The sequence below is a fragment of the Haloarcula nitratireducens genome (assembly GCF_019599505.1).
Genome location: NZ_RKLT01000004.1, coordinates 399,962 through 420,516, shown reverse-complemented (window position 1 = coordinate 420,516; position 20,555 = coordinate 399,962). Strand labels below are relative to the sequence as shown.

Below are 20,555 nucleotides of genomic sequence, written 5' to 3'. Positions count from 1 at the left end.
GCATAGTTCCCACCCGAGCAGTTATCCGCCGAGCGGCCCTCCTCGGGGTATGCGAAGGGCGGCCGTCGTGGTCTTGCTCGCCGGCTGCCTCGTCACCGCCGGGTGTACGGGTCTCGTCGGCTCACCGGACGCGACCACCGAGACGCTGACGCCCGCTCCCGTTCCCGAGGAGCCGCCGGCCCGCGTCGCGCCGGGCCTCACGGAGGCTGGCGTCTCCGACAGCGACGCGCTGACGCGGGCTCACGTCGCCCGGCTGGCGAACGTCTCATACACGCTCCGGCACACCCGTACCGTTCGGACCGGTGACGGGGACGTTCGTCTCCGGCAGACCACGGTGTTCCGGACCGGCGCGAACTACCGCGAGTACGTCGCCCGGCGTACCGTCACGGGGACGAACGTCCCGGAGACGGAGCTACGCACCCGCTGGGCCGACGGCCGGGCGATCCAGTTGACGACGGTGAACGGCACCACGCGACGGGAGATCGTCGCCGACGGCCGCGGCATCGGCGCGCCGCCGCTCCCGCCGCGCGAGGCGCTGTTCTTCGAGCCCACGTACAACAGCCGTCTCACCGGCCTTTTCGACGGGGCGAACGTGACCGACGTGAGCCCGGCCCGCGAGGAAGTCCGGCAGACCTACGGTGCGCCCGTCTATCGCCTCCGCGCCGACGGCGCGACCGACCGCTCGCAGTTCCCCGTCGCGCCCGCCGAGCGGATCGGTGACATCGGCTTCACCGCCGTCGTCGGACCCGAGGGGCTCGTCTACGACTACGGCGTTCAGTACACCGTCGTCCGTAACGGGACGACGCTCCGCGTCACCGAGTCGCTGCGGTACGGCGAGCTCGGGACGACGACGCCCGAGTTCGCGGACGGTTGATCGATTCCGCCGGAGGGGACGCTCCCGGCGCTACTGGCCTGTCCCGACGAGTGAATCAGCGAGCGGCCTCGGACGAGTCGGTCACGTTTTCGAACTCGAAGCGCGCCCCGCCGGGCTCGCTCTCGGTCACCGAACACGTCCACCCGTACGCGTCCGACAGCTGTTGGACGAACGCCAGCCCGAGACCCATCCCGCCCTGACCCTCCGCAGTGGTGTACCCCGACCGGAAGATCTTCTGTCGGGTGCGCTCCGAGATGCCGATCCCGTCGTCGGCCACGTAGAACCCGGTCGGGAGTTCGCCGACGGTGACGGTGACGTCGCTTCCCCCGTGCTCGATGGCGTTCTCGAACAGGTTCCGAAAGAGGTGTCTGGTGTACGTCTCGTCGACCGTCACCGCGAGGTCGACCACCAGTTCGAGGGTGGCGTCGGGCGCGTCTACCTCCTCCCACGCGTCCCGGACGACTGTCGCAAGCTGGACCCGTCCCGAGGAGGGAACCACGTTCCGCTCGCCCGTGATGACGAGCATGACGTCGATGATGTCCTCGATGCGGTCGAAGGCGTCTGTCACGTACTCGACCGCCGCCGGGTTCGATTCGGCCGGAAGCTGCGCGCTGTAAATCTGCCCGATGTTGACGGGGTTGCGGAGCTCGTGGGCCAACATCCCGGCGAAGCTGTCGAGGCGCTCGTTCTGCGCTTCGAGCCGGCGCTCGCGCTCGTTGCGCTCGGTCACGTCGCGGACGACGACGACCTTGTCCGGAGCGCCGTCGGCCGGTGACGGCAGCGGTGCGACGGTCATCTCCGCGTCGATCGTCTCGCCGGACGCGGTCGAGATCTGCGACTCGTGGGTCTTCGACTTCCCGCCCCCGGACCCGACGTCGCGTTCGACCGCCCGTCGGATCCCCTCGACGTCCGTCCCCTCGGCGGCGACGAGCGCCGTGTCCGCGCCGATGAGCGTCTCGCGGTCGTAGCCGACCAACTGCGTGTAGGCGTCGTTGACCAGCGTGAATCGGTCCGCCGCGTCGGCGACGAAGATGCCGTCGTTGACCGTCTCGACGATGGTCTTGTACCGCTCGAGTTCCCGACTGTAGCGCTCCGCCGCGCGCTGTTGTTCCTCGGCGTCCAGCGCGCGGGTCCTCGCCTTCGCGTCCTGATAACCGATGCCGAGCCCGGCGACGCTGGCGAGCGCCGACAGGATGGGAATGCCGGAAACCGGGTCCGCGAGCGTCCCGAGAAGCGCCGCGAGAAGGAGGATGCAGACCATCACGCCGATGGCGCGGACGCACCACCCCGCGACCACGTCGTACAGTTCCGGGCGGACGCGCGTCTTCGGGATGCGGTAACTGCTGTAGAGGAGAACCAGCCCGCTTCCGCCGACCAGGATCGACGCCAGCGAGATGTCACCGACCGTCCGCCCGCCGGTGATCAGCGTGGCCGGGAAGCCGACGGCGAGGAGGAGATACAGGCCGCCGAGCGCGGAGATGAGTCGCCGCCCCCCGACCCGTGAGAGCAACTGCGAGAGGGGTTGCATCGTTCGTTACGAGAAAACGGGGGGTAATCACCTTTTGGGCCGGTTCCGCCCGGAAACGGGCGTTCAGCCGACTGTCGGTATCCGAAAACCGGGCCACATCGGACGGGGGTTAACGGGAGAAAGCGTCGGTTCGCGTCCGGGCCGTTCGAAGGGGCGAGCGGTGATCGCTCGTACTTTCGGGGGCCCTCACTTCGTTCGGCTCCCCGCTTGGCTCACTGGCTACGCCCGTTCGCTCGTTCGGAGCGCCTCGCTACGCTCGCCTCTCCTACATCATGCCGCCCATACCGCCGCCCATGCCGCCCATGCCGCCGGGCGCGCCGCCGGGACCGCCGGGGCCCTCGTCCCCGTCACCGGAGGTCGAGAGGTCGCCGGCGGCGATGATGTCGTCGATCTTGAGCACCAGGTTCGCGGCCTCGGCGGCCGAGGAGACGGCCTGCGTCTTCGCGTGGGCCGGCTCGACGACGCCGGTTTCGAGCGTGTCCTCGACGTCGCCGGTGAAGACGTTCAGGCCGGCGCTGACCTGCCCGTCCTCGTGGGCGGCGCGGAGGTCGACCAGCGTGTCGATGCTGTCGAGGCCGGCGTTCTCCGCCAGCGTGCGCGGGATGATCTCCAGCGCGTCGGCGAAGGCCTCGACGGCCAGCTGTTCGCGGCCCTCGACGCCGTCGGCGTAGTCGCGCAGTCGGCTGGCGACCTCGACTTCGGGCGCGCCGCCGCCGCCCAGCACCGAGCCGTTGGCGACGGTGGAGGCGACGACGTCCAGCGCGTCGGTGACGCCGCGTTCGAGTTCGTCCACGACGTGGTCGGTCGAGCCGCGGAGCAGCAGCGTGACGCCGTGGGCGTCCTCGCCGGTGCCCTCGACGTAGAACAGCCCCTCGCCCTCGTCACGGGTGACCGAGCCGTGGCCGAGGTCGTCCTCGCTGGCCGAGTCGAGGTCCGAGACGACGTTCGCGCCGAGGACCTCCTTGAGGAACTCGATGTCGGACTTCTTCGAGCGCTTGACCGCGAGGATGCCCTTCTCCGCGAGGTAGTGCTGGGCCATGTCGTCGATGTTCTTCTGACAGAACAGGACGTTCGCGCCCGTGGCCTCGACCTTGTCGACGAGGTCCTTGAGCTGCTGTTCCTCCTGGTCGAGGAAGTTCTGGAGCTGGCTCGGATCGTCGACCGAGAGCTGGGCGTCGACCTCCGTCTCCTCGAGTTCGATGGCAGTGTCCATCAGGAGGACGTTCGCGTCCTCGACCGAGGTCGGCATCTCCTCGTGGACGGGGTCCTTGTCGATGACCGCGCCCTCGAGCAGTTCGGAGTTGCCCGCCGAGCTGCCGGTCTGGGTCTCGATGTTGAGGTATTCGAGGTCCGCGATGACCGAGCCGTCCTCGGCCTCGACGGTGACGGCCTCGACCGCGTCGACGATGATCTGGGCGAGGAGCTCCTTGTTGAGTTCCGCGCCCTTGCCGGTCATCGACGTCTCGGCGACGCTCTTCAGCAGTTCCTCGTCGCTGGGGTCCACCTCGGTGGCGATGTCGTCGATCTCCTTCTTCGCCTCCTTGGCGGCCATGTCGAACCCTTTGATGATGGCCGTCGGGTGGATGTCCTGGTCTAAGAGGTCCTCCGCGTTCTTCAGGAGTTCGCCGGCGATGGCGACGGCGGAGGTGGTGCCGTCACCGGCCTCGTCCTCCTGCGTTTCGGCGACCTCGACGATCATCGAGGCCGTCGGGTTGTCGATGTCCATCTCCGTGAGGATGGTGACGCCGTCGTTCGTGACGGTCACGTCGCCCATCGAGGAGACGAGCATCTTGTCCATTCCCTTCGGGCCGAGTGTCGAGCGTACGGACTCGGCGACCGCGCGAGCGGCCGAGATGTTGTGTTCCTGTGCGGACTTGTCCTTCATCCGCTGGGCGTCCTCGCCGAGAATTATCATCGGCTGGCCCTGCATCTGACGCTGGCTCATAGTCAGGCGAGAGATTGTATGTGGTTCTATATAAAAGTGTGGGTTAGGGGCGAGCGGCGGGGGCGACCCGCCGTCACCGATGGCCGGAGAAACCCCGATACTGCGACCGGAGCCCCGCGTTTCCGTGCTAACCGTTCGCATAGCAACAGTAGCGGTGGACCGGTATTTTATATACCTACTCCACCGGCTCCTTCCAGTGGACGATCGCCGTGCCGACGACGAAGGCGTCGTCGGTGTCCACGTCCCGTCTGAACTGCAGGGTGTTCTCGCCGAGGCGGAGGTGGTCCGTGCTGATGGTGTCCATCCAGTAGTTCCAGCCCTCGCCCGGCGCGATGTCGAACCCCGAGAGCGACTCGCCGTTCAGCCGGATCTCGTGGCCGAACTCGCTCACGTCGTACACCTGCATCTCGACGTAGGGCTCGCTGGGCGCGTCGGTCGGCACGTCGAAGGTCACCCGGTCGGTGCTGTCGCCCGAGAACTCCGCCCACGGCACGTCGAGTGAGTCCTCCGACGGGCCGAGATGCTGGAGAAACGTACAGCGGGCGTAGTTAGCGCGATGTGACATACCGGCCGTTCGAACGGGACCGGCATAAAACCGCCCCGCGTCGGATAGCCGGAGCGGTATCGCGGCGGCAGTCCCGGTCAGTACAGCGGCGTCGGTCCCGGCGGCATCGCGCGCTTGTGCGCGCTGCCCTCGTACATCTCGCGGACCCGTTCGACGGCGCTCTCGGGGACGCCGATGTGATCGGCGGTGGCGGCTTTCGGGACCCCGCCGTCGATGTGGAGGGCGAGAATCGAGTCCAGCGTGTCGTAGTCCATCCCCATCTCCTCGGCGTCGGTCTGTCCGCTCCACATCTCCGCGCTCGGAGTCTTGTCCACGAGGTCGTCGGGGACGCCGACGTGGGTCGCGAGCTGGCGGACCTGCTGTTTGTACAGCGGTGCGATGGGATGACAGTCGACCGCGCCGTCGCCGTACTTCGTGTAGTAGCCCACCAGCGACTCGCTGCGGTTCCCGGTCCCCAGCACGAGCGCGCCCTCGTGGTTCGCCACGAGGTAGTTCAACAGCGCCCGACAGCGCACGCGGAGGTTGCCGACCGCCATCTGGTCGCCGGCGGCCTCGGGATACGTATCGAGGACCGCGTCGACGATCGGGTTGATCTCGATGACGTCGTACTCGATCCCCAGCAGCTCCTCGGCGATCCGCTCGGCGTCGCTCATGTTGTCCTCGCGGTTGACCTCGCTCGGCATCACGAGGCCGTGGAGCGCGTCGCTCCCGAGTGCCTCGGTCGCCAGATAGCTGGTCAGCGTGCTGTCGATGCCGCCCGAGAGGCCGATGACCGCTCGGTCGACCCCCGCGGCGTCGAGTTGCGCCTCGACGAACTCGGTGATGTGCTCGCGGTGCGCTTCGAGTTCCGCCTCCGAGAAGGTCAGGTCGAGCGGATTGTCGGCCCGCACGACGGTATCGGCTTCGGCCATACGGAGGTGTCGCGCGGGCGGAACTAATAGCCACGCCTCGACGCGACATTTTCCAACGCTCGTCCACCGCCCGCCGGAAACGCTACGTTCAAGTGCGACGGCCGTGGAACCTGTGAGTGAACGCGCCCTTGCGGCCTGTCACAGGGCGCGAGTGAAACGAGCGCCGTTGGTCCAGTGGTAGGACATAGCCTTCCCAAGGCTAGAGCCCGGGTTCAATTCCCGGACGGCGCACTCTCTGCGGTCGTTTGCCGACAGATGTTCGCGAACGCGTCGCGTTTGCTCCACTCCCGGCCGGCGCATTTCTGCGACGAGCGATTCGCGTGCGATAGCTCCAGCGGGTGTGTGGAACACGTTCGGACACGTTTACCATCCTTAAACTCGATTATACGGAGATCTTATGCGAATGAAAGACACGCACAGTTCGTAGACCCATGTCCGACTGTGACAACTGCGAATCCGAGACCGTACGCGTCTGGCGACACCGCCGACCCGCGGAGACGATGACCCTCCGGACCGAGGAGTGGCTATGTGCGACGTGCCACCCGGAGATGCCGAGCGCTTTGCGACGCGAAAGCGCCCGATAAGCGACCCCGAATATTCTTGTGCGGACGGGCTAACGGACAGCCATGAAGAGCGGGGTAGCCGTCCTCGTCTGTGGCGACGACGAGGCCCTCGTGACGGAGACGGCACGAGCGCTGGAACGAGTGGGGGACGGCTTCGAGACGCGCACCGCGGCGAGCGACGCCTCGGCGAGTTCCGTCGGCGGCGTCGACTGCGTCGTCAGCGTGCAGTCCGAGACGCCGCCGCTGGTCGAGACGTTGCGACGGGACAGCCCCTCGCTACCGGTGGTCGCGTTCGGCGACTGGGACGCCGGCGTCGTCTCCGCACTGCTCGAAGACTGCGGGACGGAGTACGTGCGGCGAGGGACCGACGAGCAGTACGTCGTCCTCGCCCACCGCATCGAGCGCGCGGTCACCGCCGACGGCGACGCGCCGTCCGTCGCCCACGAGGGATTCGAGCGGTACGCCGAAGTCATCGAGGCGCTCGACGACGGCGTCTACGCCCTCGACGACACGGGCGCGTTCGTCTTCGTCAACGAGGCGATGGCGGAGCTGACCGGCTACGCCGTCGAGGACTTACTCGGCGAGCACACGAGCGCCATCAAGGACCACGAAGCGGTCACGCTCGCCGAGTCGAAGCTCCGGGACCTCCTCTCGTCGGACGCACCCGACGACGTCGGAACGACGTTCGAACTGCGGCTCCGGCGGGCCGACGGCGAGACCATCCCCTGCGAGGACCACATGACGGTGCTGTACGGTCCCGACGGCGAGTTCCGCGGGACGGCGGGGGTCATCCGCGACATCACCGAGCGGAAGCGCCGCGAGGAGATGCTCTCGGCGCTGCAGGAGACCTCGCGGTCGCTCATGCAGGCCCCCAGCCGCGAACAGGTCGCCGCCATCGTCGCCAACGCGGCCGAAGGCGTCCTGGGGATAGACCTCGCCGTCGTTCGCCTCTACGACGCCGACGAGCGAGTGTTGCGGCCGGCCGCGACCACGGAAGCGACGACCGACCGCCTCGGCGAACGACCGGTGTACGACTTAGACGAGGGCCAGGCAGGGGAGGTGTTCGCCTCGGGCGAGGCGGCGATGTACGGCGAGAGCCACCGACTCGACGCCGAGACGACCGCGCAGTCGGGGATCTACTACCCGATCGGCGTCCACGGCACGCTGAGCGTGCTCTCCGAGGAGCCCGACGCCTTCGACGACATCGACCGACAGGTGGTCGCGCTGCTGGCGACGAACGCCGCCGCGGCCTGCAACCGCGCCAAGCGCGAACAGGAGGTCAGAGAGACCCGCGAGCGCATCGCGACCATCCTCGAACGCATCAACGGCCTCATCGAGAATACCGTCGAGGTGCTGGTCGAGGCGACCACGAGAGAGGCCGTCGAGGCCGGCGTCTGTGCGGAACTGGCCGCGACCGAGCCCTACACCTTCGCGTGGGTCGGCCGCCCCGCGGTCCGCAGCGACGAGCTGGTGGCCAGCGAGTGGGCCGGCGACGCGCCGATAACGATGGAGGGGCTCTCGGTCCCGATGGACGGCGACGCACCGGGTGCCCGCGCGCTGGCCGAGCACACGACGGAAGTCGTCGACGACCTCTCCGGCGACGACGAGTGGAGCGAACGCGCCCGAGAGGCCGACATCGAGTCGGTGATGGCGATTCCCCTGTCGTACACGGACTCGACCTACGGCGTGCTGTACGTCTGTTCGGACCGGCCGGACGCCTTCGACGACCGCGAACGGGTGGTGCTCGAAGCGTTGGGCCGCGCGGTCGCCAACGCCATCAACGCCATCGAGAGCGGGAAGATCCTGTCGGCCGACAAGGTGGTCGAACTGGAGTTCACCGTCGACGACCGGGACCTCCTTCTGAGTCGCGTCTCGGCCGCGACCGGTGCGACGCTCTCCTCGGTCGACGCCGTCACGCAGGACGACGGGTCGCTACGGCTCTACCTCACTACCGAAGGCGGTGACAGCGACGAGGTCCTCGCCGCGCTGAGCGACGACGGCGCGGTGGTCGAGGCGACCCGCGTGGCCGAACACGAGGGCAGCGCGCTGTTCGACGTCGTCGTCGAAACCTCGCTGCTGGCGACGCTGGTCGACCACGGCGCGGTCCCGAAGGCCGTCGGCGGTGAGAACGGCGTCGCCCGCTACACTATCGAACTTCCCTACGAGGCCGACGCCCGCGAGGTGTTCTCGCTGGTCGAGGACAACTACGACGGCACGGACCTCGCGGGGTACCACGAACACGAACGGCCCGTCCAGACCCGACAGGAGTTCCGCGCGTCGCTCGCTGATCGGTTCACCGACCGCCAGGAGACGGCGCTCCGGACGGCCTTCTTCGGCGGCTTCTTCGAGTGGCCCCGCGAAGTCGACGGCGACGAACTCGCCGGCGCGATGGACATCTCCCGGCCGACCTACCACCAGCATCTCCGGGCCGCCCAGCAGAAGGTGTTCGAGGAGTTGTTCGAGTAGCGGGCGATGCCGAACGAAGTGAAGGGTCGCCAAGCGGAACGGCGACCATCGGGAGCCGTGGAGTAGCGAGGGACTGAGCGAAGCGAAGTCCCTCGAGATGCGAGCGGTGACCGCAGGGAACCGCGAGCAGTAGCGAGGGGCGCGCGACTGAAAGGAGCGCCCCTCGCTCTCGCCAACCGCGGAATACTTGACGACCCCCATCCTACCCACGTTCGACAGATGGACGCGCCGCTGTGGACCGAGACGCACGCGCCGGCCTTAGACGACATCCCCCAGCCGAAGGCGCGCGAGCACCTGCAGGGGGCGATCGAGGAGCCGATGAACCTGCTGGTCCACGGACCGAAAGGAGCGGGAAAGACGGCGGGCGTCCGCGCCTACGCCGAGGAAGTCCACGCCAATTCCGACGCCGACTTCACCGAGCTCAACGTCGCCGACGTCTTCGACATGACGAAGAAGGAGGTGGCCAACGATCCGCGCTTCTCGTCGTTCATCGACGGCAAGCGCCGCCGCGAGTCCTCGAAGGCCGACCTCATCAACCACGTCCTGAAGGAGTCGGCCAGCTACAGTCCCATGTCGGGTACGTACAAGACCATCCTGCTGGACAACGCCGAGGGGATGCGCGAGGACTTCCAGCAGGCGCTACGTCGGGTGATGGAGCAGTACTACGAGGCGACGCAGTTCGTCATCGCCACCCGCCAGCCGTCGGCGCTCATCCCGCCGATCCGCTCGCGCTGTTTCCCGGTCGTGATGCGCGCGCCGACCCACGAGGAAACCGTTTCGGTGCTTCGGGACGTCGTCACCGCCGAAGAGGCGGACCACGACGACGACGGCTTGGAGTACGTCGCCGGCTACGCCGAGGGCGACCTGCGGCGGGCCGTGCTGGCCGCACAGACCACCTACGAGGAAGCCGGCGAGGTGACGATGGACGCCGCCTACGAGACGCTGAACGCCGTCGAGGCCGACGACGCCGTCGAAGGTATGGTCGAGGCGGCCGAGGAGGGCCGGTTCACCGACGCCCGCTCGACGCTCGACGACCTGCTCGTCGACGAGGGGTACGGAGCCGACGACGTGTTGGAGGAACTGCTGTCGGTCGCTCGCTCGCGGTATTCGGGCCGGCGGTTGGCCGAGGTCCATCGCCTCGCGGGCGAGACGGACATGGCGCTGACCGACGCCGCAAACGAGCGCATCCACCTCTCGCACCTGCTCGCGCGGTTACAGCGCTGACCCGGTCGAAAGCGAAGTGACGGAGAAACCGGTAGCTACGGCTTCGAAATCCTTTTAGGCGCTTCGACGGGAATCTATGGGCAACGAACCATGGATATCGACATCATCGAGGAAGAGGAAAACCCCATGTTGCACCGAACGGACGTCCGCTTCGAGGTCGTCCACGACGAAGCGACGCCCTCCCGGCTCTCCGTGCGTGATTCGCTGGCGGCGACGCTGAACAAGGACGCCGAGGAAGTCGTCGTCCACGAGCTCGACACCAAGTTCGGGATGCGAAAGACCGTCGGCTACGCGAAGGTCTACGACAGCCCCGAGTTCGCCCGCGACGTCGAGCAGGACCACATGCTCGAACGCAACAAGATCGTCGCCGACGGCGAGGAAGAGGCGGAGGAAGCATAGATGGCCCGCAACGAGTACTACGAGGACGGCAAACTGGTCAAGGAGAACTGCCCCCGCTGTGGCGATACGGTGCTGGCCGACCACGACGACCGCAAGCACTGCGGCAAGTGCGGCTACACCGAGTGGAAGTAAGGCCGCCGCATGCGCGTTCTCGGTATCGAAGGAACCGCCTGGGCAGCGAGCGCTGCGGTCTTCGAAACTGACGACCCGACCCGGGCCAGCGACGACGAACGCGTCTTCATCGAGAGCGACGCCTACCAGCCCGAGAGCGGCGGTATCCACCCGCGCGAGGCCGCCGAGCACATGGGCGAGGCGATTCCCGAGGTAGTCGAGACGGCCATCGAGCACGCTCGACGGCGGGCCGAAGCCGACGGTGAGTCGCCGATCGACGCCGACGAGGGGACCTCGTCGAGCCAATCGCCGTCGCCGATCGACGCCGTCGCCTTCTCCCGCGGCCCGGGTCTCGGCCCGTGTCTGCGAATCGTCGGCACCGCCGCCCGCGCCGTCGCCCAGCGCTTCGACGTGCCGCTCGTGGGCGTCAACCACATGGTCGCCCACCTCGAAGTCGGTCGTCACCAGTCGGGCTTTTCCTCGCCGGTCTGTCTGAACGCCTCCGGCGCGAACGCGCACCTACTGGGCTATCGCAACGGCCGCTACCGCGTCCTCGGCGAGACGATGGACACCGGCGTCGGCAACGCCATCGACAAGTTCACCCGCCACGTCGGCTGGCAACACCCCGGCGGGCCGAAAGTCGAGGCCCGCGCCCGCGAGGGCGACTTCCACCCGCTGCCGTACGTCGTGAAGGGGATGGACTTCTCCTTCTCGGGAATCATGAGCGCGGCGAAGCAGGCCTACGACGACGATATTCCGGTCGAAGACGTCTGCCGCGGCCTCGAAGAGACCATCTTCGCCATGCTGACGGAAGTCGCCGAGCGAGCGCTGTCGCTGACCGGGGCCGACGAACTGGTACTGGGCGGCGGCGTCGGCCAGAACGACCGACTGAAGCGGATGCTCGGCGAGATGTGCGACCAGCGCGGCGCCGACTTCTACGCCCCCGAGGACCGCTTCCTGCGGGACAACGCGGGCATGATAGCGATGCTCGGTGCGAAGATGTACGCCGCCGGCGACGCCCTCGAGATAGCCGAGTCGGGCATCGACTCGAACTTCCGGCCGGACGAGGTCGAGGTTAGCTGGCGGGGGGCAACCGAATCCGTCGACCGCGCCGTTCGAACCGAAACCGAGGTGCAGGGGGCCGAGGCGACGGTCGCCATCGAGGCCGACCGCGTCGTCAAAGACCGGGTGCCGCGGAGCTATCGACACCCCGAGCTCGACGAGCGGCTCCGCGTCGAGCGCACGCGACAGGAGGTGCGGCTCACGAGCGACGCCCGGCGGCACGGCGTCCCCACGCCGCTGGTTCTCGACGTGGACCCCGAGGCGGCCCGCATCGTCTTCCAGCGCGTCGGCGACGCGGACCTGCGCGAGTCGCTGACCGAACCGCACGTCAGCGACGTGGGCCGCCACCTCGCGCGGATCCACGACGCCGGGTTCGTCCACGGCGATCCGACGACCAGAAACGTTAGAATCAGCAGTACCCGCGACGGGCGCGCCTACCTCATCGACTTCGGGCTGGGCTACTACAGCGGCGAACCGGAGGACCACGCCATGGACCTCCACGTCCTCGCTCAGTCGCTCTCCGGCACTGCCGACGACCCCGAGCGGTTGCTTTCGGCCGCCGAGAACGCCTACCGCGAGGAGAGCGACCACGCCGACGCGGTCTTCGCCAGCCTCGGCGACATCGAGGGCCGCGGTCGCTATCAGTAGTCCGGGTCGGCCGCAACGCAAACACTCTTGGCGCTCGTCCACCGGTCCTCGAACATGCGTTATCTCGCGTGGGCGGTGGTGGCGTTGCTCGCCTACTCGCTGGTCCCGCCACTGGTGAAGGTGGCGACCGCCGACCTCCCCAGCAACGTCGTGCTGCTCATCTCCAACGGGATTCTCATCACCGTCGTCGTCGTCGTCGTGATCCTCTCGGACGTCTCCGTCACCCCCTATCTCACGCACTCCAAAGCGGTGTACGCCTACGGCGCGGGCATCGCGCTCGCCGTCGGCATCATCGCGTACTACCGCGCGCTGGCGGCCGGCCCCATCAGCGTCGTCGTCCCCGTCTTCGGGATGTTCATCGCCACGAGCTCCATCATCGGCATCGCCTTCTTAGACGAGTCGCTGACCGCGCGCAAGGTCACCGGCATCGCCCTCGCGATGGTCGCGGTGTATCTGACCGCCGTGGAGTGACGAGAGCGAGCGGACAACGGCGGAGCGGTACGCGGTGGCCGGGAGCGCGCTCCGTGCGACGACCCACCGTCAGAGTTCCGCTCTGACGAGCTTTCGTTCGCTCCGCTCACGAAAACGGGGAAGGATAGACTTACCTCAGAGCATCCGGCGGCTCCGCCGCCGGTTCCCCGGAAGCGCGCCGGAGGCGCGTCTTCCGGCCTTTTTCGTCGACGTTTTTCGAGGCGCGGTCGCCGAAGGCGACCCAACGAAGAAAAAGGTCGGGATAAAGGGTTTAACGTCCGGGCGAGTAAGGCCGGACATGGCAGACAAACCGCAGTCTGGGAGCCTGTTCGGAGTCCCGTACAACTTCGAGCGACCGAGTCTCAAGCGGCTCGTTTCCTCGTACTGGCAGCCTGGTGACGGGATGCTCGTCGAGAAGCCCTTCGGGATCGGCTACACGCTGAACCTCGCCAACTGGCGCGCGTGGGTCGTCCTCCTCGTCGCCGGCGTGATGCTCTATCTCGAACGCGGCGGCGACAGCGAGGAGTTCGAGGACGACGAGGCCGACGAACCGGTCGAAGTCGTCGTCGACTGAGGAGACGTTTCGACGCCTCTTTTGGCACCGCTCGCGGTGTGTCGGTATGCTCAACTTCGTGACGACCAACCCCGGGAAGGTCCGGGAGGCCACCGAGTACTTAGACGACGAGGTGGTCCAGTTCGACTTCGACTACCCCGAGATACAGGCTGACGACCTCGGAACGGTCGCCGCTAACGGCGCGCGGGCGGCCTACCGCGCGGCCGACGGGCCGGTCATCGTCGACGACGCCGGCCTCTTCGTCGATGCCTTCGACGGCTTTCCGGGACCCTATTCCTCCTACGTCGAGGACACCGTCGGCGTCGAACGGGTCTGGCGGATGACCGAACCCGAGGACGACCGCGCGGCGGCGTTCAAGACGGTCATCGCCTACTGCGACGGCGAGGAGTTCGCGGCGACCCCAGACCCGGTGGACCGCGACGAGCGGCGGGGACAGGACCTCGACGCGGGCGACCGCGGCGCGGCGACCACCGACGAGCAGGTCCGAAGCGGCGACGACGCGCTGCCGGTCAAGCTCTTCGAGGGGCGCGTGCCCGGCGAGATCGTCGCACCGCGCGGCGACGGCGGCTTCGGTTTCGACCCGATCTTCGAGCACGACGGCACCACGTTCGCCGAAATGAGTACCGAAGAGAAGAACGCGGTCTCCCACCGCGGACGGGCGCTTTCGAAGTTCGGTGAGTGGTATGCCGAGCGGTAGCGAGGCAGCCGTCGAAAGACGCGGCCGCGTCTTTCGGAAGTCGCAACGACGGAGCGAAGCGACGGCGTCGCAACCCGAACCGCGAAAACTCGGTGAGTGGTACGCCGAGCGATGAGCGAGGCAGACGTTCGGCTGACAGACGACGGTCCGGGAACGGCCTTGATCACGGGCGCGTCGGCGGGTATCGGGAGGGCATTGGCTCGCGAGTTCGCCGCGCACGGCCACGACGTGGTGCTGGTGGCCCGCCGCGAGGAACGCCTCGAATCGCTGGCCGAGGAACTGGAACGGGAAGGAGCGACCGCGGAGCCGATCGCCATGGACCTCGACCGGGCGTCGGCCGCCGAGGACCTCCGGGACGAAGCGGTCGACCGAGGCCTCGACGTGGATATCCTGGTCAACAACGTCGGCGTCGGCACGTACGGCCCGTTCGCCGAGAGCGATCTCGACGGCGAGCGGACGCAGCTGCGCTTGAACGTCGTCCTCCCCGTCGAACTCACCCGGCTGTTCCTCGACGAGTTCGAGGACAGCGACGGGACGCCGAAGATACTGAACGTCGGCTCGGTCGCGGGATTCCAACCGGGACCGAACCTCGCGGGGTACTACGCCAGCAAGGCCTACGTCAACAGTTTCACCGAGGCCGTCGCCGAGGAGCTGCGCGGGACGGTGGACGTGACGCTGCTGTGTCCCGGCCCGGTCGAGACGGAGTTCCAGTCCCGAGCGGGGATGGGCGACTCGACGGTCGGGTCGATCACGTCGAACACGCCCGAGGCCGTCGCCGGCGCGGCTTACGAGGGCTTGATGGCCGGCGAAACGGTCGTGATTCCGAGCCGAGCGATGCGCGTCGTGGACCTGATCGGTCGGGTCGCGCCGCGGCGGGTCGTCCGGCGAGTGGCCGCGTGGGTCAACGGCGGGCGGTGAGCGCGAACGGTCACGCTCGCGGGTCCCGGTCGGGGCCGGGGTACTCACCGCCCTCGACGGCCTCGTACAGCGACTGAGCGTCGAACAGGTTCGCGAAGGCGTCCGGCGGGCGGACGCTCACCTGCATGTGGGGTTTGATCGAGAGGCCGGTCTCCGCGCTCCGGAGGTCCTCGTCGTAGGTGAGGAGGTGAGCGGCGTCGCCGCGATAGGCCGAGGCCAGCGCCGGGTGATCGCCCTCGGGATGCTCGACCGCTTCTCGCTCGCGTTCGATGCGCTCGCGCCACTCCTCGGCGAGAGTCGCGTCGCTCAGGTCCCGAACGACCCACGCGGCGTCGTCGAGGAGCGGGTCGCTGGCGACCAGCGTCAGCCACGAGTGGCGACGGACGTGGTCAAGGGCAACGCGGGCCGGGTTGTCCTCGTCCCCGCACAGCAGGTCCGCCGCGAGGACGTCGGCGTCGGCGACGACTCGGGCCGGCGAGGCGTCGCCGTCACTCATCGTCGGTCGCGGCTCGCCGCGTTCGGAGGCTGTCTCGGACTCGCTCGACGCTCGTCTCGTGTGCGCTCGCTCGTTCGAATAAGTCGCCCCAGGTCATGTCTGATAACAGGAAGACGCGGGGCAAAAAGCCGTCCCGTCCGCCGTCCGTCTGACGGGAGTTTATGGTAGACGGATTCCTCCTCTCTCGATACGGGCGCGCACCGACGACCACTTACGCCGCCGGTTACTCCGGCGGTTTCTCCCATCCTCCCATCGCGCGCCCGGACACCGCACCCCTTCGGTAGGGATTCTCGGAGACTCACGCCTCGCCGCGGAGTGACGACCGCACCGCGTCGAGTCCCTCCGGCGCGGCCATGACGGCGACGCTGTCGCCCGCTTCGATTTCGGTCTGCGGTAGCGGGATGGTCATCGGTTCGTGGTGGCGGCCGTGCGCGTAGATGTGGGCGTCGCCGGGCAACTCCACCTCGACGACGCGCTTGCCGACGAACGGCGACCCCTCGGGCACCTGAACGCTGGCGATGGAGAGCTGTTCGGTCAGGTCCGCGAGGACGTTGAAGTCCCCTCCCAGGAGCGCCGTCTTCGCGCCGGCGGCCCCGAGCCGCTCGGGATAGATTATCTCGTCGACGTCGGCGGCGTACTTGTCGTATATCTCCTCGCGGTAGTCCGCGTCGATTCGCAGGATAGTCCGACAGCCGTGTTCCTTGGCGATCATACAGGCGCTGAAGTTCGTGTTCAGGTCGCCCGCGAGCGCGCCGATGGCGTCGGCGCTGCCGATGCTCGCCTCCTGTAGTACCGATTCCTCGCTCCCGTCGCCGTGGACGACGGTAAAGCCCTCGTCGCGGGCGCGCTCGACCTTCTCGCGTTCCGACTCGACGATGACGAGGTCGTGGCCCTCGCTCTGGAGGATGCGTGCAGTCCGGGTGCCGACGCGCCCGTAGCCGACGATGACGAACTTCATGCGGCGGGGTAGGACACCCAGGGGTATAAATGTGAACGTGTGACAGGGGCGTCAGCCGGCGGTCTCGTTGGCCGCGACGGTGACGTTCCCCGCGTCGGTGACCGCGCCCTCGTCGTCGACGTAGGGCGCGTCGGCGCTCCCGCCGCTGGTGACGAAGTCGTAGGTCTCGTTGCCGCTGTCTTCGAGGTGCGGCATGGCGATGAGCGTCTGGTTCTCGGTCAGTTCCGTCTGGTCGAACGTCGCGCCCGGCACGTCGAACAGTTCGATAGTGAGCTCGTCGTACTCGCCGGGTTCGAGGTACTCCGAGACGCCGACGACGCTGCCGACGGCGTCTCCGTCGAGGAGACCGCTATCGTGGATGACCACGTAGCCGCCCTCCGAGACGGAGACGTCGGTCACCGTGACCGAGGTCCCGTCGGACGTCTGGTCGTCGAGCGCCACGCTCGCGGTCGGGGCCGCCGTCTCGTTGTCGGCGGTCTCGTTCGCTGCCGTCTCGTTGTCGGCGGGCGGCGCTTCCGTCTCGTTGTCGGCGGTCTCGTTCGCGCCCGCGACGGTCACGGTCGCGTCGTCGGTCACCGGCTGGCCGCCGACGGTGAACGGCCCGTCGTCGGTGCCGTTGCTGGCGACGAAGTCGTAGGTCTCGTCGCCGGTCGTCTCGTTGTGCGGCATGGCGATGAGCGTCCCGCTCTCGGTCAGTTCGGTCTCGTTGAAGTCGGCACCTTCGACGTCGTAGAGGGTGACGGTGACGTTCTCGTACGTCCCTTCTTCGAGGTACTCGGAGACGCCGATGACGCTCCCGACGACGTTGCCCTCCAACAGGCTATCGTCGTGGATAGTCACGTAACCGTCGCTCGGAATCACCAGCTGGTCGACGGTGACGGTCGTGCCGTCGGACTCCTGGTCCTCGAAGGCGACCGAGGCGTCCGTCGGCCCCGGTTCGGTGACCTCGAGTTCCGCGAGTTCGCCCTCGTCTCGGGTGAACACGCCGTGTTCGTAGGTCCCCGGCGCGACGCCTTCGGAAGAGAGGTTGAAGGTCACGTCCTCGTCGTCGCCGTCGTCGATGGTGATCGCCTCACTGGCGACGCGGCTGCCGTCGAACCAGAACGAGACGTTCTGCGTGGTCTCGAAGTCGTTGGGGTTCTCCAGTTCGACGTCGACCGTGACGAGTTCACCGGCTTCGACCGACTCCGGCGCGTCGAAGTCCGCGATCTCGAAGGACTCCGAGAGGACGAGCGTGGCGGTCTGGCTGTTCGCGCCGGTGTAGACGCCGTGGCGGTACTCGCCGGGGTCTAAGTCCTCGGTGTCGGCCTCGAACCGGACCGTCGCGTTCTCGCCGCCGGCGAGAGTCACGAGCGTCCGGTCGACCACGTCACCGCCGAGGCGGAACTCGACTTCCTGCGTGGTCCGCGCGCTTCCCGGGTTGCTCACCTCGGCGACGACGGTCACGGTCGAGCCGGGTTCGGCGCTGTCCGGAGCCGTGATCGACTCGACGACGAGTCCGCTTTGCTGTCCGTCCGGTGCCTCTTGCTGGGCTGTCACGCCGGGAAGTGCCGCTCCCTGAACAGTGACAGCACCGAACATACTCAACGCGAGAAGTACGGCGAGGATCTTGGTACGTGTCATGAGTAATCCTGTCGTCTTCGGAGAGACGACGCGACCGGTAGGAGGGAATGGTAGCCGATAAACGGCTCAGACAGTTCAGAATCGAAGGAATCCCCAACTGATGGCTAAGCGAGAATTAGCGGGAGAAAGGCGGGCTTTGTCGCTGCGGTAAGCGGAGAGCCCTAACTCGTCTCGGCCCGCTCGTTCGGCAGTCGGCCCGCTGAACCGCCGTCGATTCGGACGTTAGCCGGACGCCTCACCGGGCGTTCCGGTGGCCGTCTCCGTGCCAACGGCCGCGCCGCCGTCGGTCGGCGTCTCCTCGGCTCCGGCACCGCCCGGCGTCTCCGTCTCGGTCGTTCCCGCGCCGGCCTCCTCGGTGCCGGTTTCGGTCTCAGTACCGGTTTCGGTGCCCGTCTCGGTCTCAGTGCCGGTCTCGGCACCGGTATCGTCGGTCGCCGCGCCCGCGCCGTCGCTCTCGTTGGTGACGGTCACGTTCGCCGCGTCGGTGACCGGCTCACCGTCGACGACGTAGGGACCGTCTTCGAGGCTGAACGTGCTGACGTAGTCGAACGTCTGGTTGTCGTTGCTGTCGACGTGCAGCATCGCAGTGAGCGTCTGGTCACTGGTCAGCTGCATCTGCGAGCCGCTGTCCTCGGCCTGCGTGCCGGTCGTGGCGTTATCAGCCATACCGGTTTCGTTACCGGTCATGGTCTCGTTGCCCGCCATCGTCTCGTTACCGGCCGCCGTCTCGGTGCCCGTCGTCTCGTTGTCGGGCGTCGCGGTCTGCTCGCCGACGGTCGTCTCGTTGCCGGTCATGGTCTCGTTGCCGGTCATCGTCTCGTTACCGGTCATGGTCTCGTTGCCGGTCATCGTCTCGTTACCGGCCATCGTGTCGCTTTCGGCGTCCGTCTCACCGAACTCCGCGCCGGGCACCTCGTACAGCGTGATCGTGACGTTGTCGTACTCGCCGGGTTCGAGGTACTCCGAGACGCCGATGGTGCTGTCCAGCGCGTTGCCCTGTTCGAGGATCTCGTCGTGGATGACGACGAAGCCGCCCTCGGGGACGCTGACGTTACTGACCGTCACCGTCGTTCCGTCGGTCTCCTGATCGTCGAACGTGACCGAGGGCTCGGCCGTCTCGTTGTCGGCTGTATCGTTCGCAGCCGTCTCGTTGTCGGCCTGCGTCGCGTTCGCGGTCTCGGCACCTACTTCGGTGCCGGTTTCGGTTCCGGTTTCAGTGCCGGTCTCGGTTCCTTCTTCGGTCGGTGTCCCCTCCTCTGTAGGGGTCTCTTGCTGTGCTGTCACGCCGGGGACGGCCGCCGCCTGCGCGGCGAACGCCCCGACCATAGCGATGGCCAGAAAGACGGCCAGTGTCTTGGTACGTATCATGGTTCTCTGTCGCCCGTCTGCGGGCGACGCGGACGATTGGACAACAGGACAGCCGATAAACAGGAACGACAGTTCAGAACCGAAGGTATAGCCAACCGTTCGAAAAGCCGTCATTAGTCCGAGAAAGCCGGGCTTTGCCGGGCGGCTTTCGACACGCGTTTACCCGTCGGCGGCCCACGACCAGAGGATGCGAGTGACGTTTCTCGGGACGAGCGGGGCCATCCCGACGGTACAGCGCAACACGAGCGGCATCTTCGTCAACCGGGACGGCGACTACCTCCTCTTCGACTGCGGGGAGGGTACCCAGCGACAGATGATGCGCTACGGGACCGGCTTCGGCATCGACCACGTCTTCCTCACGCACCTCCACGGTGACCACGTCCTCGGGATCCCGGGCCTGCTCCAGACGTTCGACTTCAACGACCGCGAGGAACCCGTCGCCATCCACACCCCCGCGGGGACCCGCGGCAACGTCACCCAGCTCATCGAATCCACCGGGACGACTCCCTCCTACCCGGTCCGAGTCAACGAGGTGTCGGCCGGCGACACCGTACTGGACCGCGAGGAGTACGAGGTCCGCGCCGTCGAGACCGACCACCGCTGTATCGCCGTCGGCTACGTCCTCGCCGAAGACGACCGCAAGGGCGAGTTCGACCGGGAGAAGGCCGAGGAGGAACTCGGCATCCCGCCGGGACCGAAGTACTCGAAACTCCACCGCGGCGAGGCAGTCGAACACGACGGTCGGACGATTCGGCCGGAGGAAGTCGTCGGCCCGCCCCGCCCCGGTCGGACCTTCGTCTACACCGGCGACACCCTCCCGACGCAGTCGGTCGTCGACGCGAGCGAGGGCGCGGACCTGCTGGTCCACGACGCCACCTTCGCCGAGGACCGGAGAGAGCGGGCGCAGGCGACGGCCCACTCGACGGCGAGAGACGCCGCCGAGGTGGCCCGACAGGCGGGCGTCAGAACCGTGGCCCTCACGCACATCTCGACGCGCTACGCCGGGCAGGCCGACACGCTCGCCGCCGAGGCCCGCGAAGCGTTCGACGGCGAGGTACTCCTCGCCGAGGACGGGCTGGAACGACATGTCCAGTTCCCGGACAGCGAGTAAGCATACCCCACCGGGCGATAACACGACCTTTATACCCGACGGC

The 20,555-nt window shown here is 67.6% G+C and carries 19 protein-coding genes and 1 tRNA gene; 12 read left to right on the top strand and 8 right to left on the bottom strand.

Annotated elements, in window-relative coordinates; all coding sequences use genetic code 11:
- The first annotated feature begins 49 nt into the window (after positions 1-49).
- On the top strand, positions 50-874 hold the full coding sequence (locus tag EGH23_RS14485; RefSeq protein WP_220580689.1) for a hypothetical protein: 825 nt from the start codon (positions 50-52) through the stop codon (positions 872-874).
- A gap of 55 nt (positions 875-929) precedes the next feature.
- On the opposite strand, the gene EGH23_RS14480 is transcribed toward EGH23_RS14485, so the two are convergent.
- From EGH23_RS14480 to EGH23_RS14465, 4 genes are all read right to left on the bottom strand, one after another.
- Positions 930-2,402, bottom strand: a complete 1,473-nt coding sequence (locus EGH23_RS14480) for a PAS domain S-box protein (protein ID WP_220580688.1) — start codon at positions 2,400-2,402, stop codon at positions 930-932.
- A 265-nt stretch (positions 2,403-2,667) separates the two neighbouring features.
- The gene (gene thsB / locus EGH23_RS14475; RefSeq protein ID WP_425433228.1) at positions 2,668-4,347 is read right to left on the bottom strand and encodes a thermosome subunit beta; all 1,680 of its coding nucleotides are present in this window, start codon (positions 4,345-4,347) and stop codon (positions 2,668-2,670) included.
- A gap of 175 nt (positions 4,348-4,522) precedes the next feature.
- On the bottom strand, positions 4,523-4,912 hold the full coding sequence (locus EGH23_RS14470) for a DUF7383 domain-containing protein (protein ID WP_220580687.1): 390 nt from the start codon (positions 4,910-4,912) through the stop codon (positions 4,523-4,525).
- A gap of 77 nt (positions 4,913-4,989) precedes the next feature.
- Entirely contained in the window at positions 4,990-5,823 is an 834-nt protein-coding gene (locus tag EGH23_RS14465) for an NAD+ synthase (protein ID WP_220580686.1), read from the bottom strand.
- Positions 5,824-5,983: 160 nt separating this feature from the next.
- Between EGH23_RS14465 and EGH23_RS14460 the strand changes: the two genes are divergently transcribed.
- The 10 genes from EGH23_RS14460 (at position 5,984) to EGH23_RS14415 (ending at position 14,956) form a co-directional block, all read left to right on the top strand.
- Positions 5,984-6,054, top strand: a tRNA-Gly gene (locus EGH23_RS14460).
- A gap of 395 nt (positions 6,055-6,449) precedes the next feature.
- A complete protein-coding gene (locus tag EGH23_RS14455; RefSeq protein WP_220580685.1) occupies positions 6,450-8,852 on the top strand; it encodes a bacterio-opsin activator domain-containing protein in 2,403 nt (800 codons plus the stop codon).
- 219 nt (positions 8,853-9,071) lie between these two features.
- A complete protein-coding gene (locus EGH23_RS14450) occupies positions 9,072-10,076 on the top strand; it encodes an AAA family ATPase (protein WP_220580684.1) in 1,005 nt (334 codons plus the stop codon).
- A 90-nt stretch (positions 10,077-10,166) separates the two neighbouring features.
- The gene (locus EGH23_RS14445; protein WP_220580683.1) at positions 10,167-10,475 is read left to right on the top strand and encodes a 30S ribosomal protein S24e; all 309 of its coding nucleotides are present in this window, start codon (positions 10,167-10,169) and stop codon (positions 10,473-10,475) included.
- The gene (locus EGH23_RS14440; RefSeq protein WP_220580682.1) at positions 10,476-10,607 is read left to right on the top strand and encodes a 30S ribosomal protein S27ae; all 132 of its coding nucleotides are present in this window, start codon (positions 10,476-10,478) and stop codon (positions 10,605-10,607) included. It abuts the gene before it with no gap.
- A 9-nt stretch (positions 10,608-10,616) separates the two neighbouring features.
- Entirely contained in the window at positions 10,617-12,296 is a 1,680-nt protein-coding gene (locus EGH23_RS14435; protein ID WP_220580681.1) for a bifunctional N(6)-L-threonylcarbamoyladenine synthase/serine/threonine protein kinase, read from the top strand.
- Between the two features lie 54 nt (positions 12,297-12,350).
- Positions 12,351-12,767: an EamA family transporter gene (locus tag EGH23_RS14430; protein WP_220580680.1), complete on the top strand. Its 417-nt coding sequence runs from the start codon at positions 12,351-12,353 to the stop codon at positions 12,765-12,767.
- Between the two features lie 298 nt (positions 12,768-13,065).
- Complete coding sequence (locus tag EGH23_RS14425; RefSeq protein ID WP_220580679.1) at positions 13,066-13,341, top strand: DUF5808 domain-containing protein; 276 nt, start codon at positions 13,066-13,068, stop codon at positions 13,339-13,341.
- A gap of 46 nt (positions 13,342-13,387) precedes the next feature.
- A complete protein-coding gene (locus EGH23_RS14420) occupies positions 13,388-14,038 on the top strand; it encodes a non-canonical purine NTP pyrophosphatase (RefSeq protein WP_220580678.1) in 651 nt (216 codons plus the stop codon).
- 111 nt (positions 14,039-14,149) lie between these two features.
- The gene (locus EGH23_RS14415) at positions 14,150-14,956 is read left to right on the top strand and encodes an SDR family NAD(P)-dependent oxidoreductase (protein ID WP_220580677.1); all 807 of its coding nucleotides are present in this window, start codon (positions 14,150-14,152) and stop codon (positions 14,954-14,956) included.
- Between the two features lie 10 nt (positions 14,957-14,966).
- Here EGH23_RS14415 and EGH23_RS14410 read toward each other — a convergent pair whose 3' ends face one another.
- From EGH23_RS14410 to EGH23_RS14395, 4 genes are all read right to left on the bottom strand, one after another.
- The gene (locus tag EGH23_RS14410) at positions 14,967-15,452 is read right to left on the bottom strand and encodes a DUF7384 family protein (protein ID WP_220580676.1); all 486 of its coding nucleotides are present in this window, start codon (positions 15,450-15,452) and stop codon (positions 14,967-14,969) included.
- A gap of 298 nt (positions 15,453-15,750) precedes the next feature.
- Entirely contained in the window at positions 15,751-16,410 is a 660-nt protein-coding gene (locus tag EGH23_RS14405; RefSeq protein WP_220580675.1) for a potassium channel family protein, read from the bottom strand.
- Positions 16,411-16,461: 51 nt separating this feature from the next.
- Entirely contained in the window at positions 16,462-18,033 is a 1,572-nt protein-coding gene (locus EGH23_RS14400; protein WP_220580674.1) for a DUF7282 domain-containing protein, read from the bottom strand.
- 222 nt (positions 18,034-18,255) lie between these two features.
- Entirely contained in the window at positions 18,256-19,401 is a 1,146-nt protein-coding gene (locus EGH23_RS14395) for a DUF7282 domain-containing protein (RefSeq protein WP_220580673.1), read from the bottom strand.
- Between the two features lie 187 nt (positions 19,402-19,588).
- Here EGH23_RS14395 and rnz point away from each other — a divergent pair, with 187 nt between their 5' ends.
- Positions 19,589-20,512 (top strand): ribonuclease Z, encoded by a 924-nt coding sequence (gene rnz, locus EGH23_RS14390; protein ID WP_220580672.1) that lies wholly within the window; start codon positions 19,589-19,591, stop codon positions 20,510-20,512.
- Positions 20,513-20,555 lie beyond the last annotated feature (43 nt).